Annotated in this window: 14 protein-coding genes; 12 read left to right on the top strand and 2 right to left on the bottom strand. The window is 38.1% G+C overall.

The features are described from left to right. The first annotated feature begins 2 nt into the window (after positions 1 to 2). From ACYZ0U_RS10150 to msrB, 3 genes are all read left to right on the top strand, one after another. Positions 3 to 2,327, top strand: coding sequence for a penicillin-binding protein 1A (locus ACYZ0U_RS10150; RefSeq protein WP_461451975.1), 2,325 nt, complete (start codon positions 3 to 5; stop codon positions 2,325 to 2,327). 1 nt (position 2,328) lies between these two features. Next, the gene (locus tag ACYZ0U_RS10145) at positions 2,329 to 2,838 is read left to right on the top strand and encodes a fasciclin domain-containing protein (RefSeq protein ID WP_461451974.1); all 510 of its coding nucleotides are present in this window, start codon (positions 2,329 to 2,331) and stop codon (positions 2,836 to 2,838) included. 180 nt (positions 2,839 to 3,018) lie between these two features. Then, positions 3,019 to 3,513, top strand: a complete 495-nt coding sequence (msrB, locus tag ACYZ0U_RS10140) for a peptide-methionine (R)-S-oxide reductase MsrB (RefSeq protein ID WP_461451973.1) — start codon at positions 3,019 to 3,021, stop codon at positions 3,511 to 3,513. Here msrB and ACYZ0U_RS10135 read toward each other — a convergent pair. Beyond that, the gene (locus ACYZ0U_RS10135; RefSeq protein WP_461451972.1) at positions 3,500 to 3,859 is read right to left on the bottom strand and encodes a GIY-YIG nuclease family protein; all 360 of its coding nucleotides are present in this window, start codon (positions 3,857 to 3,859) and stop codon (positions 3,500 to 3,502) included. The two genes, msrB and ACYZ0U_RS10135, sit on opposite strands and share 14 nt — an antisense overlap. An 83-nt stretch (positions 3,860 to 3,942) precedes the next feature. Here ACYZ0U_RS10135 and ACYZ0U_RS10130 point away from each other — a divergent pair, with 83 nt between their 5' ends. The 6 genes from ACYZ0U_RS10130 (at position 3,943) to ACYZ0U_RS10105 (ending at position 8,355) form a co-directional block, all read left to right on the top strand. Then, positions 3,943 to 4,707, top strand: coding sequence for an XRE family transcriptional regulator (locus ACYZ0U_RS10130; RefSeq protein WP_461451971.1), 765 nt, complete (start codon positions 3,943 to 3,945; stop codon positions 4,705 to 4,707). A 164-nt stretch (positions 4,708 to 4,871) separates the two neighbouring features. After that, a complete protein-coding gene (locus ACYZ0U_RS10125) occupies positions 4,872 to 5,228 on the top strand; it encodes a Spy/CpxP family protein refolding chaperone (protein ID WP_461451970.1) in 357 nt (118 codons plus the stop codon). A gap of 83 nt (positions 5,229 to 5,311) precedes the next feature. Further along, on the top strand, positions 5,312 to 6,433 hold the full coding sequence (locus ACYZ0U_RS10120; RefSeq protein WP_461451969.1) for an aminotransferase class I/II-fold pyridoxal phosphate-dependent enzyme: 1,122 nt from the start codon (positions 5,312 to 5,314) through the stop codon (positions 6,431 to 6,433). Then, on the top strand, positions 6,426 to 7,043 hold the full coding sequence (gene bioD, locus ACYZ0U_RS10115; RefSeq protein ID WP_461451968.1) for a dethiobiotin synthase: 618 nt from the start codon (positions 6,426 to 6,428) through the stop codon (positions 7,041 to 7,043). The genes ACYZ0U_RS10120 and bioD overlap by 8 nt, the downstream gene beginning before the upstream one ends. Positions 7,044 to 7,104: 61 nt before the next feature. Beyond that, positions 7,105 to 7,995 (top strand): 3-hydroxyacyl-CoA dehydrogenase family protein, encoded by an 891-nt coding sequence (locus tag ACYZ0U_RS10110; protein ID WP_461451967.1) that lies wholly within the window; start codon positions 7,105 to 7,107, stop codon positions 7,993 to 7,995. 60 nt (positions 7,996 to 8,055) lie between these two features. Next, positions 8,056 to 8,355, top strand: coding sequence for a hypothetical protein (locus ACYZ0U_RS10105; RefSeq protein WP_461451966.1), 300 nt, complete (start codon positions 8,056 to 8,058; stop codon positions 8,353 to 8,355). Positions 8,356 to 8,421: 66 nt separating this feature from the next. Here ACYZ0U_RS10105 and argS read toward each other — a convergent pair whose 3' ends face one another. Next, complete coding sequence (argS, locus tag ACYZ0U_RS10100) at positions 8,422 to 10,188, bottom strand: arginine--tRNA ligase (protein ID WP_461451965.1); 1,767 nt, start codon at positions 10,186 to 10,188, stop codon at positions 8,422 to 8,424. A 247-nt stretch (positions 10,189 to 10,435) separates the two neighbouring features. Here argS and ACYZ0U_RS10095 point away from each other — a divergent pair, with 247 nt between their 5' ends. The 3 genes from ACYZ0U_RS10095 (at position 10,436) to ACYZ0U_RS10085 (ending at position 14,367) form a co-directional block, all read left to right on the top strand. Continuing rightward, a complete protein-coding gene (locus ACYZ0U_RS10095; RefSeq protein ID WP_461451964.1) occupies positions 10,436 to 11,881 on the top strand; it encodes an arginine deiminase family protein in 1,446 nt (481 codons plus the stop codon). A 58-nt stretch (positions 11,882 to 11,939) separates the two neighbouring features. Next, a complete protein-coding gene (gene ctlX / locus ACYZ0U_RS10090) occupies positions 11,940 to 12,860 on the top strand; it encodes a citrulline utilization hydrolase CtlX (RefSeq protein ID WP_461451963.1) in 921 nt (306 codons plus the stop codon). A 112-nt stretch (positions 12,861 to 12,972) separates the two neighbouring features. Further along, entirely contained in the window at positions 12,973 to 14,367 is a 1,395-nt protein-coding gene (locus ACYZ0U_RS10085; protein WP_461451962.1) for an arginine decarboxylase, read from the top strand. The last annotated feature ends 160 nt before the right edge of the window (positions 14,368 to 14,527 follow it).

Raw genomic sequence — 14,527 nt, 5'->3', positions numbered from 1 at the left:
ACATGTTCAATCGTATACGAAACCGATTTCTCAGGTATTTTCTGATCCTTATATATTTTATAATCATTTTTTTCTGCGCTATTGAGGTTAACTTCCTTTGGCTATTTGGCTATTCTCCGGATATGAATGATATAAAAAACCCAACCATGTCGGTCGGGTCGCAGTTATATACAGCTGATGGGAAACTTATTGGTCAATACTATAAAGAAAACCGCTCTCCGGTTGCATTTAAGGATATTTCCCCTAACCTGATCAATGCTTTGATCTGTACCGAAGATGTCAGGTTTTATAGCCATCACGGCGTAGATCTCTATTCCTTTTTTACCAGTATGCTTTCAACTGCCAAAGGCGATAAGCGTGGGGGCAGTACAATAACCCAGCAATTAGCCAAAAACCTGTTTGAAACCCGTAAACGAAAATCACAGGGCTTAATTAAGCATGTTCCGGTTTTAAGCACTATTGTTTATAAATGTAAAGAATGGCTGACCGCTTTAGAGATTGAGCATGTTTACAGCAAAAACGAAATACTGGAACTCTACCTGAATACAGTACCATTTGGCAATAACTCCTACGGAATTAAAACAGCTACATTAAAATACTTTGATAAAACACCTGATAAGGTTAACCCTGCCGAGGCGGCTACACTCATTGGTATGCTTAAGGCAACATCAACCTATAACCCTATAAATAATCCTGATAAGTCTGTCTTAAGGCGTAACACGGTTTTGAGCCAGATGGAAAAATACGGTAAGTTGTCTAAGGCTGATTATGATGCTAATGTAGCTTTGCCATTAAACCTGAATTTAAGTTATGTTGATGACCAGGGACAAGGCGACTCCTACTTACGTGAGGCTGTTGAGCGTTGGTTGAAGAAATGGTGCAAAGATAATGGATATGATTTATACTCGGATGGATTAAAGATCTACACTACCATCGACTCAAAAATGCAGCAATATGCAGAAGAAGCGGTTGCTGAAAAAATGAAAGTATTGCAAAAACGCTTTGATAACCTATGGGGCAAGAAAAACCCATGGCGTGATTTTGATGGTAACGAAATCAAAGATTTTGTATTGAAAGGCGAGCAATCCTTACCGATATACAAACTACTGCAAAAGAAATACAAAGGTGATACGGTTGCGATAAATAAATATTTCACCACTAAAAAGCAAATGAAAGTATTTACCTGGAATGGTGAAAAAGACACCACTTTCTCCAGCGTCGACTCTTTAAAATATTACGCCCGGATATTAAATACCGGTATGATGACAATCGAGCCAACAACGGGATATATAAAAGATTGGGTTGGCGGTATAGACTATAAATACTTTAACTACGACCACGTGAACCAGGCAAAACGCCAGGCTGGATCGACATTTAAACCCTTCGCTTATGTAACCGCGCTTGATAATGGCTTTACCCCTTGTGATAAATTTACCGATAAACCGGTAACTATAAATTATATGGACGGTGGCAAGCCGCAGGTTTGGTCGCCAAACAACGCTGATTTTAAATTCACCTACCAGGAAATGTCGTTACGCTGGGCAATGGGTAAATCTGTTAACTCTATAACCGCTCAGGTAACCCAACAAGTTGGCTGGGATAAAATAGTGCAGTATGCGCATAAACTGGGTATTGAAAGTCCGCTAAAATCAGTTCCATCGGTATCATTAGGTTCTAATGATGTGTCAGTTTACGAGATGGTTAGGGCTTACAGCACTTTCCTGAATAAAGGGGTTAAAATAGATCCTTTGTTGGTAACAAAAATTACCGATCAGGATGGTAATGTGCTGGCAACCTTCACGCTTAATAGTCAACGAGTTTTAAGCGAAGAAACTGCATGGTTAATGCTTTATATGTTCCGTGGTGGAATGGAAGAACCGGGCGGTACTTCACAGGCATTGTGGGAATATCCTGGATTATGGAAAAAAGACAATCAAATTGGTGGTAAAACCGGTACATCGTCACATTATGTTGATGGCTGGTACATGGGGATCACAAAGAATTTAGTGACAGGCGTTTGGGTTGGTGATGATGACAGAAGTGTTCACTTCACCACATCAGAGAATGGTGAAGGTTCGCATACTGCCCTACCCATCTTCGCAAGATTTATGGAAAAAGTTTATGCTGATCCAAAATCAGGATACACCTGGGGGCCATTTCCAAAACCTTGGGTTAAGATTACCAAAGAATACGATTGCCCATCACCGCATATAGCAAAAGATACTACTTCTACAGATAGTACAACCATGCCCGGGGATACTACTGGCGGCGTACCAATAGCACCTGTTAATACTCCTGATGATCCCAAAGAAAAACCACAGGAATAGTATGAAGAAGTTAGCATTTTTTATATTTCTCGTATTGGTTGGATTAAAGGTTAATGCACAATCGGTAACTGATTCTGTATGGGTATCTCCTAAAAAAGAATTAACCAAATTTGCTAAAGCAGTAAATGCCTTAGGCCAGAAAAACATTTTTAATGGCCAGCTGATTACTATATTCGCTCCTGATAATGAGGCATTTGATAAATTGCCGGCGAGTAAGATTGATAGTCTACTTATGCCTACTAATAAAGCTATTTTGACGACTTTATTAAATAGCCACATCATTCAGGGTAAATTAACTTCTGTTGATATTGCAAAAGCCATTCATAATGGTGGCGGACAAGCTGCATTCACAACTTTAGCAGGTACCAAACTAGTTGCTAAAATAAATCCAAACCGTAATATTATCTTGATAGATGAAAATGGTGGCCAAAGCATCATCAAAACATTCAATATCAGCCAGGGTAATATTGAGGTCTTCATTATTGATTCAGTATTTCTTCCCAAAATATAATCTTAAATTCTTAAAAAATTGTAAGGTAAGCCGAATTATTGCGACTAAAAGATAAAGGTTTATGTATCATTATACGCTGTTATGACAAACCAATTAATAGGTTAAAGCGTATCTTTATATATAAATAACAAGTACATATTCAATGTGCTTTACGTTATAAATAATATATAAAATTCTAACATGAAAAGATCAATTTTTGCGATAATGCTGTTAAGTTTAATAGCCTTATTTAGCTGCCAAAACATTAACGCCCAGGATAACACAAAAATTTTGGAGCACAGAAAAGATAGCAAAACCCCTGCGCAATGGAAAGCTCAGCTTACACCTAATCAATATGAAATTATGGTAAACCGTGGTACTGAACCGCCTTTCCATAATGCTTATGATGAAAACAAGCAGAAAGGTGTTTATAAAAGCGCTGCTACCGGCGAAGTATTATTTACTTCGGAGGATAAGTTTGACAGCGGTACAGGATGGCCAAGTTTTGTTAAACCTGCTGATATGAGCAAAATTGAAATTGTAAAAGATAACAGCTACGGCATGGAACGTGATGAAGTAATTGAACGCAGCACCGGTTTGCATTTAGGCCACGTATTTGATGACGGACCTGCTGATCGCGGCGGCAAACGTTACTGTATGAATTCAGGCGCGCTTGTGTTCGTTAAAACGAAGTAACCGCTCTTCTGAAGCTGCTCATTGAAGGACGAATTTGCGGCCTTGTACGCAGCTTGCTTTCAAAATTTAACCCAATGGTCAGATCTACCCAATCCGGGTTAACAGGTCTGATCATTTTTTCTTTTTGAGGACGGGTGTAAGTGCTTACCTGCTTAAATCTTTCCATTGCCATCTCCTCGTTATTGATCTCTTCAAAATAAACTAAACGGTTAAGCTGTTGCGCGCTATCAAAAAATAAAGTAGGCATATCGCTGTAAAACTTTAATGTTTTTACAAGATCTGAGCTTAAGCCTACGTGTAAATTGTTCCTATTTCTGTCTGTAATGATATAGATAAAACGTTTCATTTGATAAAAAATTTGGTGTTTGAAAAAATATTACTAACTTTATGAGCATAAAATTACTAATAAATTTAGCAATTCCAAATTTTATGTCAATTATTTCATCAAATATTAAATTTCTTCGCAAAAAGAAGGGATTAACACAGCAACAGTTTGCAGATCAGGTAGGTATCAAACGCTCATTAGTGGGTGCATATGAAGAAGAAAGAGCCGAACCTAAATATGAATTGCTAAAAACCATAGCATCATTTTTTGAAATTAGCATTGATGATTTTATAAAAGAGGAAATAAACGAAAAATGGGCTCCTGCGCCTAAAGGCAATTTGCGTATTTTAAGTATTTCGGTTGACAAGGATGATAACGAGAATATTGAATTGGTACCGGCAAAAGCCAGCGCCGGTTATTTAAATGGTTATGCCGATCCGGAATATGTAGCCCAATTACCCAAGTTTTATTTGCCCATGTTTAAACAAGGTACTTACCGGGCTTTTGAGATAAAAGGCGACTCTATGCTGCCTTTGGTATCCGGCACCATTATAATAGGTGAATACATGGAAAACTGGGGGGATGTGAAGGGCGGCGAAACCTATGTTATCGTATCCAAAAGTGAAGGCGTGGTGTACAAACGAATGGGTAGTAAATTCAGGGCTGATAAGAAATTGAAATTAATATCAGATAACCCCGTTTATGAACCCTACGAGATCAGTGGTGAGGATGTGCTTGAAATTTGGAAATCTAAAGCATACATCTCTACACAAATGCCATTACCTACCCCGGAACCAACTATGGAAAGCCTAACCAGCATGATGGCACAAATGCAGCGGTCAATATCCAACTTGCAACAAAAAAATTGAATGATAGACCGAATTAGTGATTGAATAGCGAACTATTCACTCAATTACTAATTCGCCAATTGACTAAATAACTACCTGCAACAATTAAGTTACAAGTTCGTTATTAAACCATAAGCCTCTATCTTTATCATACTAACACAAATAGTAAAACTAAAAATCAAGAGATGAAAAAATTTTTGTTAATGTGCTGCTTCATTGTAGGTATTACGGCAGCAAGCCACGCACAAGGTGGTGGTATGAGAATGAGTACTGAAGACAGAGTTAAAGCAATGCAAACTCAGTTAAAGTTAACTGATGCCCAAACAGCTCAGATTACTGCAATATTTAAAACAGCAGCAGCTAAAAGAGATAGTGTTATGAATGCAGGTGGCGACAGAACAGCAATGCGCCCCATCATGATGGATGCTAACCAAAAGATTCAGGCAATACTAACGCCTGATCAACAAGCTGCTTACAAACAGATGATGGCAGATATGCGCGCTAAAATGCAAAATGGTGGCGGTAATGGTGGCGGTAACTAAACCTTAACTCACAGAATAATTTTATGAACAGCGTCCCGGTGAATATCGGGGCGCTTTCTTTATTTTAGCAGAAATTTTACCGGGTGAAACAAGCGAACGCATTTATTGAACAAAAACTGGCTGAAAGGAAATCGGCAGGTTCGTACCGCACATTAAAGCCTGAAAATTCACTGATTGATTTTTGTTCTAACGATTATCTGGGATTTGCCCGGTCATCTGTATTAAAAAATAAAATTGATGATGAATTAAAAGGCTTTCCCCTTACTTCAAACGGATCAACAGGTTCACGTTTACTATCTGGTAATTTACAATATACTGAAGACCTTGAATACGAAATAGCACAATTTCACAATAGCGAAGCAGGATTAATTTTTAATTCAGGATATGACGCTAATGTTGGGTTGTTCTCATCCCTTCCCCAACGCGGCGACACTATTATTACCGATGAACTCGTACATGCTTCGATCATCGACGGTGCGCGACTTAGCCACGCCAACCGCTATACTTTCAAGCATAATGACCTGGATGGCTTAGAAGCTAAGCTAAAGCAAGCTAAAGGCAATTGTTATATTGTAATTGAAAGCATATATTCCATGGATGGGGATACGCCGTCAATAATAGACATACTCCATCTTACTGAAAAATATAATGCTGCTTTAATTGTTGACGAGGCGCATGCAATAGGATTATATAAAAAAGGCTTGGTTTGTGAATTAGGCGTGGAGGATAGAGTTTTCGCCCGAATAATTACGTTTGGAAAGGCATTAGGCTGTCACGGAGCGATGGTTTTAGGAAGTGATAATTTGCGCAACTACCTCATTAATTTTGCACGGTCGTTTATTTATACAACAGCCGCATCTGTACATCAAATTGCTTCTATTAAAATAGCGTATCGGATGCTGCAAGATTCTGATAAGGCTGTTGAGGCTTTAAAAAACAATATTACATTATTCAAATCCGGAATAAAAGACACTTCTACCCTGCTTTTAAGCGACAGTGCCATCCAATGCTTATTATTGAACGATAATGAAAAGGCTAAAAACGCTGCATCGAAACTTCAGCATACAGGCTTTGATGTTCGGGCGATATTAAGCCCGACCGTACCACAAGGCACCGAACGTCTAAGAATATGCCTGCACGGCTATAATTCAGTAGATGAAATTAACTTACTAACTAAAACTTTAAACGAACTAACAAATGCCTGATAAAAAACCATTATTCATCACCGGGATTGGCACCGGGATTGGAAAAACTATTGTGTCAGCAGTGGTGACTGAGAAAATAAAAGCTGATTACTGGAAACCAATTCAATCCGGTGATTTGCACGATAGTGATACCCTAAAAGTAAAAAGTTTGGTAGCTAATTCACAATCCATATTTCACCAGGAATCGTATCGCTTAACGCAGCCTTACTCGCCACATAAATCAGCAGCTATCGACGGTGTAGTCATTGACCCTGAAAAAATAATAATACCCGAAACAGATAACCAATTGGTTATTGAGGGTGCAGGTGGACTAATGGTACCACTGAACGATGATTTTTTGATGATAGATCTGGTTAAACAGCTTGGTGCAAAAGTTGTATTGGTATCACAAAACTACTTAGGCAGCATCAACCATACTTTACTATCCGTAAACCTGCTTAAACAATATCATATCAATATTGCAGGCATTATTTTCAACGGTAAAGCTGATGCGAACTCTGAAGATTATATTTTGAAATATACAGGTTTAAAACTATTAGGCAGTTTGCCTGAATTTGACAAGATAGATAAAGAAGTAATAGCCAATGCCGGGGATTTGATCACTTTTTAATTTCAAATTGAAGATATTTACAATAAAGTATTAGCTTCAAAAATTATAAGCCAATATAATTATGAAAAATATTACAGTGATAGGTTCGGGTACCATGGGTAATGGTATTGCACATACTTTTGCTCAGTTTGGTTTTAATGTATCTTTGGTTGATGTGAATGAATCCGCTTTAAATCGCGCAATTCAAACTATCACCAATAACCTTGATCGACAGTTAAAAAAGGGATTCATTGATGAACAGGGTAAGCAAGCTACGCTAAAACATATCAACACCTATACCGATCTTAAAATTGCGGCAGCAAATGCCGATCTTGTAATTGAAGCAGCTACTGAAAATAGCGAAATAAAACTCGGCTTGTTTAAACAGCTAAGTGAAATTTGTAGCCAGAAGGCAATTTTAGCTTCTAATACATCATCCATATCTATCACAAAAATAGCCTCAGTTACAAAAAATCCGGGTAATGTGATCGGTATGCACTTTATGAACCCGGTGCCGGTAATGAAGCTTGTTGAAGTGATCAGAGGATACTCCACAACTGATGAAGTGACCAATACTATAATGGAGCTATCTAAAAAACTGGATAAAGTGCCTGTAAAGGTAAATGATTACCCAGGTTTTGTGGCTAACCGTATTTTAATGCCGATGATAAACGAAGCAATATATACTTTGCACGAAGGTGTTGCCGGAGTTTATGAGATTGATACCGTCATGAAATTGGGCATGGCGCATCCGATGGGCCCACTGCAATTGGCTGATTTTATTGGCTTAGATGTTTGCCTTGCTATATTAAATGTATTACATAGCGGTTTTGGGAATCCTAAATACGCGCCATGCCCGCTACTGGTGAACATGGTAACAGCTGGTCAGTTAGGTTTAAAGTCGGGTTCGGGATTTTATAAATATACTGCAGGTAACAAGGATTTAATTATAGTAGATAAATTCAGCAAATAATATTTTTAAACCTTTCCGTGTATTATTTGTCAATATTTAATATTCACAAAATATACTATTATGAAAAAATTACAAAAAATTGGATTAATGGTAGCCATGGCTGGATGTTTGTTTATGGCTTCATGTGCAGGTAGCTACTACGTTACTGAGCGACCTGCAGAACCAGTATATGTAAGGCCCGCAGCCCCCTATGTAGGTGCAGTATGGATTGACGGAGAATGGGTTTGGAATGGCGGACGTTATGTTTATTCTGGTGGTCATTGGGCTGCTATACGCCCCGGCCATGTTTGGGTAAGAGGTGCATGGTACCAAACACCACATGGCTATGCCTGGCACAGAGGTTATTGGAGACACGTATAACCCGGTAGTATAATAAAGCCCTTAAATTAATTTTTAAGGGCTTTATTGTATATTACGAATTCTAATTTACATTCTTTCAGGTACATCGATACCTAATAAAGCCATCCCCCTGCTGATAACTTTGGCTGATGCTGACGATAACTGCAACCTGAATATTTTTAACAGATCATCTTCTGCCTGCAAAATTGATTTTTCATGATAAAACTTATTGTAAGCTTTAGCCAATTCATAAATATAATTAGCTATGGTAGCCGGGTTATATCCGTTTGCAGCCTCAGCAATAATTGCCGGATATTGAGTTAATACAACAATCAGGTCACGTTCAACACCATCTAATACTGCTATATTGGTTTGATCAGTAAAATTAATACCGGCCCTGCTTAATACTGATTTAATACGGGCATGGGTATATTGAATAAACGGCCCGGTATTTCCCTGAAAGTCAACAGATTCATTTGGATCAAATAACAAACGCTTTTTAGGATCGACTTTTAACAAGAAGTATTTCAGCGCACCCATCCCAATGGTATGATACAACGCTAATTTCTCCTCTTCGCTAAAATCATTTACCTTTCCCAAAGCCTCGGTTTGCTCTTTGGCGGTTTGCTCCATTTCGTCAATCAGGTCGTCCGCATCTACAACAGTTCCCTCACGCGATTTCATTTTTCCTGATGGCAGGTCGACCATTCCATAGGATAAATGATACAAACCTTTAGCCCAACTTTTCCCCAATTTATTCAAGATGAGAAATAGCACCTTAAAGTGATAATCCTGCTCGTTACCTACCACGTAAATAGATTCATCCATTTGGAAATCATCGTATTTAAGTTGCGCTGTCCCAATATCCTGTGTAATATAAACCGAAGTACCATCCGCACGGCGAACGAGCTTTTCGTCAAGCCCGTCACCCGTCAGATCGATCCAAACAGAACCATCTTCCTTTTTATAAAAAACACCATTTTCGAGTCCTTCCTCAATCAGATCCTTGCCTAATAAATAAGTATTTGACTCGTAATAGAATTTGTCAAAATCAACACCTAAGCGGTGATAGGTTTTGCCAAAGCCATCATATACCCAGGTATTCATTGTTTTCCAAAGATTGATTACTTCCTCGTCGCCTGCCTCCCATTTCTGCAGCATTTCCTGGGCGGTTTTAATGAGCGGTGCGTTCTTTTTGGCTTCTTCTTCGGTCTGACCTTCAGATTTTAGAAATTCTATTTGCTTTTTATATTCCTTATCGAAAATCACATAGTATTTACCAACCAAATGATCACCTTTTTCACCTGTTGATACCGGTGTTTCGCCGTTACCAAACAATTGCCAGGCCAGCATCGATTTACAAATGTGGATGCCTCTATCATTCACCAAATTGGCTTTAATAACTTCAAAGCCAGCCGCATTTAAAATTTGTGATACTGAAAAACCCAATAAATTATTCCTTACATGCCCAAGGTGTAAAGGCTTATTTGTATTGGGTGACGAATATTCCACCATCACCTTTTTACCATTTGGTTTTGCTACAGCAAAATCCTCAGTAAGAATATTATTATATAGTTGCTCAATCCAATAAGCATCAGTTAATGAAATATTCAGGAAGCCTTTAATGATATTGAAGCTTGCAATTTGCGGTAACTCTTTATGCAGATATTCGCCTATATCTGTACCTGTTTGTTCGGGTGATTTACGTGATAATTTGGTAAACGGAAAGGTAACTATAGTAACCTGGCCTTCAAATTCCTTGCGCGTTTCCTGCAAATTGATGGTATCCGCAGCAATATCTGTTTGATACAGGTGTTTAACAGCTTTAACAACAGCTTCAATAATAAAATCCATTTTGCAAAAATAACATGATTTATAACACGATTTAAGGATTTATAAGATTATAGTTATTGCTGATGTATTGAAGTAATTTAATACATATCTCAAAGAACGGTAATTACACATTATCCCAATGTGTTTGTAATATTATCCTGGATATTTCAAATTTCGGCACTTTAATTCGAATAAGTGCTGACACTGTTTTGTCAGTACTATGGCCGAAATAAATTTATATTAGCTTTGTGGTACTGGCCACCAATTTATGACACTAAAAAATAACGGTTTTAAGATAGATGTAACTTCTGAAATAGGCACGCTGCGTACATTGTTAATTCATAGTCCCGATAGCGGATTGGGCAAAGTTGTGCCATCCAAAGCACAGGATTGGCTTTTTGAAGACATAGTGCACCTGGATACCGTACGTAAAAACGAATACGATTATTATGTAAAACTACTCATGTACTTTTTAGATCCCGGCAAGATAAAAGGTAAACTAAAAGATATAGATAATCCCGACAATAAGCGTTCATTTTTCAAACCTGATAATAAAGATTTTCATGCATCAGCCAAGGTTATTGAGATACAAACTTTATTGGCTGATATATTGCAAGATGCGGGCATCCGCACCAAATTAGTAGCATCGGTTTGTGCTATTGAGAGTTGCAACTATCGCTTACAGGAGCAATTAATAGACACCAATCCTATTGAACTGGCTAAAATATTAATATCAGGCTCTTTAGATAGCGACGAAATGATCTTCGCTCCTATCCCGAATCTGATTTTTTCGCGGGATATTGGTATCGCCATAAATGGTTACATGCTTCTTAACCGTCCGGCTAAAAAAGCAAGGGCAAGGGAAACATTGCTGTTACGTTATATATTTTTCAATCATCCGCTATTCGCTGCTTATAAAAATAACATATTAGAGATTCCTGAAAGTATGCAACATTTTCTTCGTCCGGGGGAAGATGATACCGAGCGTACCACACTTGAGGGAGGTGATGTGATGATGGTTAGCCCTAATCATTTAATTATCGGTTGCAGCGAACGCACATCCACAAGTGGGGCAAATGAAGCTATTAAATTATTATTTGAACATGATGTGGTTGAAAAGGTTACGGTGGTAAAAATCCCGCACAAGCGCGATTACATGCACATCGATACCGTTTTTACACAGGTAAAACGAAATGTATGGGTACTGTTAGGTTCATTAGCTATTGGCGAAAGTCCGGTGGATGAAAAAGAGCCGATCGCCTGGTTTGCCGATAAAAAATCGAAAGATAAAGCTGAGCTCATCCAATTTAGAAAGGGTAAGAAGCCCAAGAAATTTGAATGCATACAGGATCTGTTGAAAAACATCAGTGAAAAAGACCTGGAAAGTACTGAGCCTACAAAATTCATCTACTCAGGCAATAATACATTCCCTTTTGATGCCCGTGAGCAATGGACGGATTCTTGCAATTTATTGGCGGTAAAAGAAGGTGTTGTTTTAGGTTATGATCGTAACGATAAGACCGTAGAAGCATTTAAACAAAATGGGTTCCGGGTGGTTAAAGTTAGTGAACTGCTTGAGCAATTTGAGAACGGAGAAATCGACCCTCAAAAAATGGAAGATACGCTGATCCTGATGCCATCGGCCGAGCTTTCAAGGGCCCGCGGTGGTTTCCATTGTATGAGCATGCCTGTTTTAAGAGATAAGATTTTATAGTTATTAGCTGGCTAAACGGTAAAATGACCTAATAACACAATGACTAAATGACTTTTTAATGCAATCTACTTCTCACCTATTAATGATACGGCCGGTTAATTTCGGTTATAATGAAGAAACCGCTGAAACCAATGCTTTTCAGAATAAGGATAAAAACCAATTGAAAGTGCAGGAAAAAGCGCTTGCTGAGTTCAATAACTTCGTATCGATACTAAAAAATAACGGCGTAGATGTTACCGTCATTGATGATAATCCGCAACCTTACACTCCTGATTCAATTTTTCCTAATAACTGGGTATCATTTCATGATGACGGCAATGTATTCATGTACCCCATGCAGGCGGAAAACCGGAGGTTGGAACGCAGGGAAGATATAATTTCCCGACTGGAAGATAAATTCAGAGTTCATCATGTGGTTGATTTGAGTAGGTATGAAGACGATAATAAATTCTTGGAAGGAACCGGAAGTATGGTGTTGGACAGGGTTGATAAAAAAGCCTATGCCTGCCTTTCGCCCCGTACTGACAAGGATGTACTGGATGTATTTTGTGAGCAGACGGGGTATACTGCTATTTGTTTTGATGCTGCCGATGAAAAAGGGAAAGCTATATACCACACTAACGTGATGATGTGCGTTGGAAGCAATTTTGCTGTGATTTGTTTGGACAGCATCCCTAACCCGCATGAAAGAGTTGTCGTAACGGAATCATTAAGATCAACACAAAAAGAAATTATTGAAATTAGCTTTGAGCAGATGAACCAATTTGCCGGGAATATGCTGGAGGTGAAAGCTAAAAATGGGGGTGCATTGATTGTGATATCGGAAAGTGCTTTTAAGGCGCTTGATGATGAGCAGAAATCATCTCTTGAAAAATATGGCAAACTGATTTATGCCAATATACAAACCATTGAAAATAACGGTGGTGGCAGTACAAGATGTATGATGGCAGAGGTGCATTTACCGGTTAGCGATAGTTAATGGAGCATGATTTATAGCATGAAAATTGAAGCCAAAAAATAATTACACTACTACTATAAAAATTACATAAGATTCCCGTTTAAAAATTACATTTTTGCCAAAATTTTAATAAATGCAGAGTTACCAGGAATTTCTTGATTTAAGTGTAGGTTTCCCTCAGGATGGTTTCGAAATCATCGATGACGAACTTTACTTTCATGATCTTAATTTGATGGAGATGATTGAAACGTACGGCACTCCCCTGCGCTTCACTTATATCCCAATGATATCCAAAAAAATACAGCAAGCTAAGCTGTTATTTCAGCAAGCAATCGTCAAAAACAATTATCGCGGCAGCTACAAATATTGCTATTGCACAAAAAGCTCGCATTTTAAGCACGTAGTTGAAGAAGCACTTAAAAATGAGATCCACTTGGAGACATCATCAGCATTTGATATGCCAATGATAGATGCGTTGGAAAAAAAGGGATCTGTAAGTAAAGACATTACAGTCATCTGTAATGGTTTTAAAACCTTCCAATATAAAACATATATTATCGACATGTTGCATGATGGTTTTAAAAACATCATCCCGGTATTAGATAATAAGGAAGAATTTAACTTATATGATGATGAGATCGAATTAGATGAGCCATGTAACCTGGGTATCCGTATAGCGGCTGAGGAGCAACCGGATTCACAATTCTACACCTCGCGTTTGGGTATCAGGATGGAAGACATTATCGATTTTTATCATAACAAGATCGAAGACAATCCTAATTTCCAGGTTAAGTTATTGCATTTCTTTATCAACTCCGGTATTTCCGATACGCCATATTACTGGAATGAGTTGGAGAAATATGTAACACTTTATTGCAAGTTCAAAAAGATCAATCCGCATTTAGATACCCTGGATATTGGCGGCGGTATGCCATTTAAAGATTCGTTAGTATTTGATTTTGATTATGAGTACATGATCAACGAGATAGTTAGTCGGATTAAAGAGATCTGTGCCGAAAATGACACCATCGAACCGGATATTATTACCGAGTTTGGTAAATATACTGTTGCTGAAGCATCCGGAATTTTATACAAGGTTTTAGGCCGTAAACAACAAAACGACCGCGAAAGATGGTTGATGCTTGATGGTTCATTTATCACTAATTTGCCGGATGTTTGGGCTTTGAACCAAAAATACATTCTGTTACCCATAAATAATTGGGACAGCGAATATGAACGCGTAAACATGGGTGGTATCACTTGCGACGGCCAGGATTACTACAACCAGGAAGCACACATGAATAGTGTATTTATGCCGAAGACGCGTAAGGTACAATATGTTGGCTTCTTCAACACAGGTGCTTATCAGGAAGTTTTAAGTGGATATGGTGGTATACATCATTGCTTATTGCCATCTCCTAAACACGTGATCATCCGCAGAAACAGGGATGAAACATTTAACTTTGAGGTGTTTGGTGAAGAACAGAATAGTAAACAAGTTTTGAAAATACTGGGTTACACAACCTAATAGAATCGACTTAATATTTAGAGAGCTGCATTTTACTGCGGCTCTTTTTTTGTTTCTTTCTTTGTCATTTCGACCTGAGAAAGAAATTTTCTACAAATTGAAAAAGTGGATTTACTGCTCGAAGAAGATTTGTTTCTCTTTCCAGATCGAAAAGACAAAA

It is taken from the genome of Mucilaginibacter sp., assembly GCF_965225845.1.
GTDB lineage: Bacteria > Bacteroidota > Bacteroidia > Sphingobacteriales > Sphingobacteriaceae > Mucilaginibacter.
Note: the sequence above shows the minus strand (reverse complement) of the source record. Positions and strands in the feature narration are given on the sequence as shown.

What these genes read in the sequence shown, in the direction of transcription:
- ACYZ0U_RS10135 (WP_461451972.1), bottom strand. Translation starts at nt 3,859, where the DNA reads ATGAAACGTTTTATCTATATCATTACAGACAGAAATAGGAACAATTTA.
- ACYZ0U_RS10130 (WP_461451971.1), top strand. Translation starts at nt 3,943, where the DNA reads ATGTCAATTATTTCATCAAATATTAAATTTCTTCGCAAAAAGAAGGGA.
- ACYZ0U_RS10125 (WP_461451970.1), top strand. Translation starts at nt 4,872, where the DNA reads ATGAAAAAATTTTTGTTAATGTGCTGCTTCATTGTAGGTATTACGGCA.
- ACYZ0U_RS10105 (WP_461451966.1), top strand. Translation starts at nt 8,056, where the DNA reads ATGAAAAAATTACAAAAAATTGGATTAATGGTAGCCATGGCTGGATGT.
- ctlX (WP_461451963.1), top strand. Translation starts at nt 11,940, where the DNA reads ATGCAATCTACTTCTCACCTATTAATGATACGGCCGGTTAATTTCGGT.
- ACYZ0U_RS10085 (WP_461451962.1), top strand. Translation starts at nt 12,973, where the DNA reads ATGCAGAGTTACCAGGAATTTCTTGATTTAAGTGTAGGTTTCCCTCAG.
- argS (WP_461451965.1), bottom strand. Translation starts at nt 10,188, where the DNA reads ATGGATTTTATTATTGAAGCTGTTGTTAAAGCTGTTAAACACCTGTAT.
- msrB (WP_461451973.1), top strand. Translation starts at nt 3,019, where the DNA reads ATGAAAAGATCAATTTTTGCGATAATGCTGTTAAGTTTAATAGCCTTA.
- ACYZ0U_RS10095 (WP_461451964.1), top strand. Translation starts at nt 10,436, where the DNA reads ATGACACTAAAAAATAACGGTTTTAAGATAGATGTAACTTCTGAAATA.
- ACYZ0U_RS10150 (WP_461451975.1), top strand. Translation starts at nt 3, where the DNA reads ATGTTCAATCGTATACGAAACCGATTTCTCAGGTATTTTCTGATCCTT.
- ACYZ0U_RS10110 (WP_461451967.1), top strand. Translation starts at nt 7,105, where the DNA reads ATGAAAAATATTACAGTGATAGGTTCGGGTACCATGGGTAATGGTATT.
- ACYZ0U_RS10145 (WP_461451974.1), top strand. Translation starts at nt 2,329, where the DNA reads ATGAAGAAGTTAGCATTTTTTATATTTCTCGTATTGGTTGGATTAAAG.
- bioD (WP_461451968.1), top strand. Translation starts at nt 6,426, where the DNA reads ATGCCTGATAAAAAACCATTATTCATCACCGGGATTGGCACCGGGATT.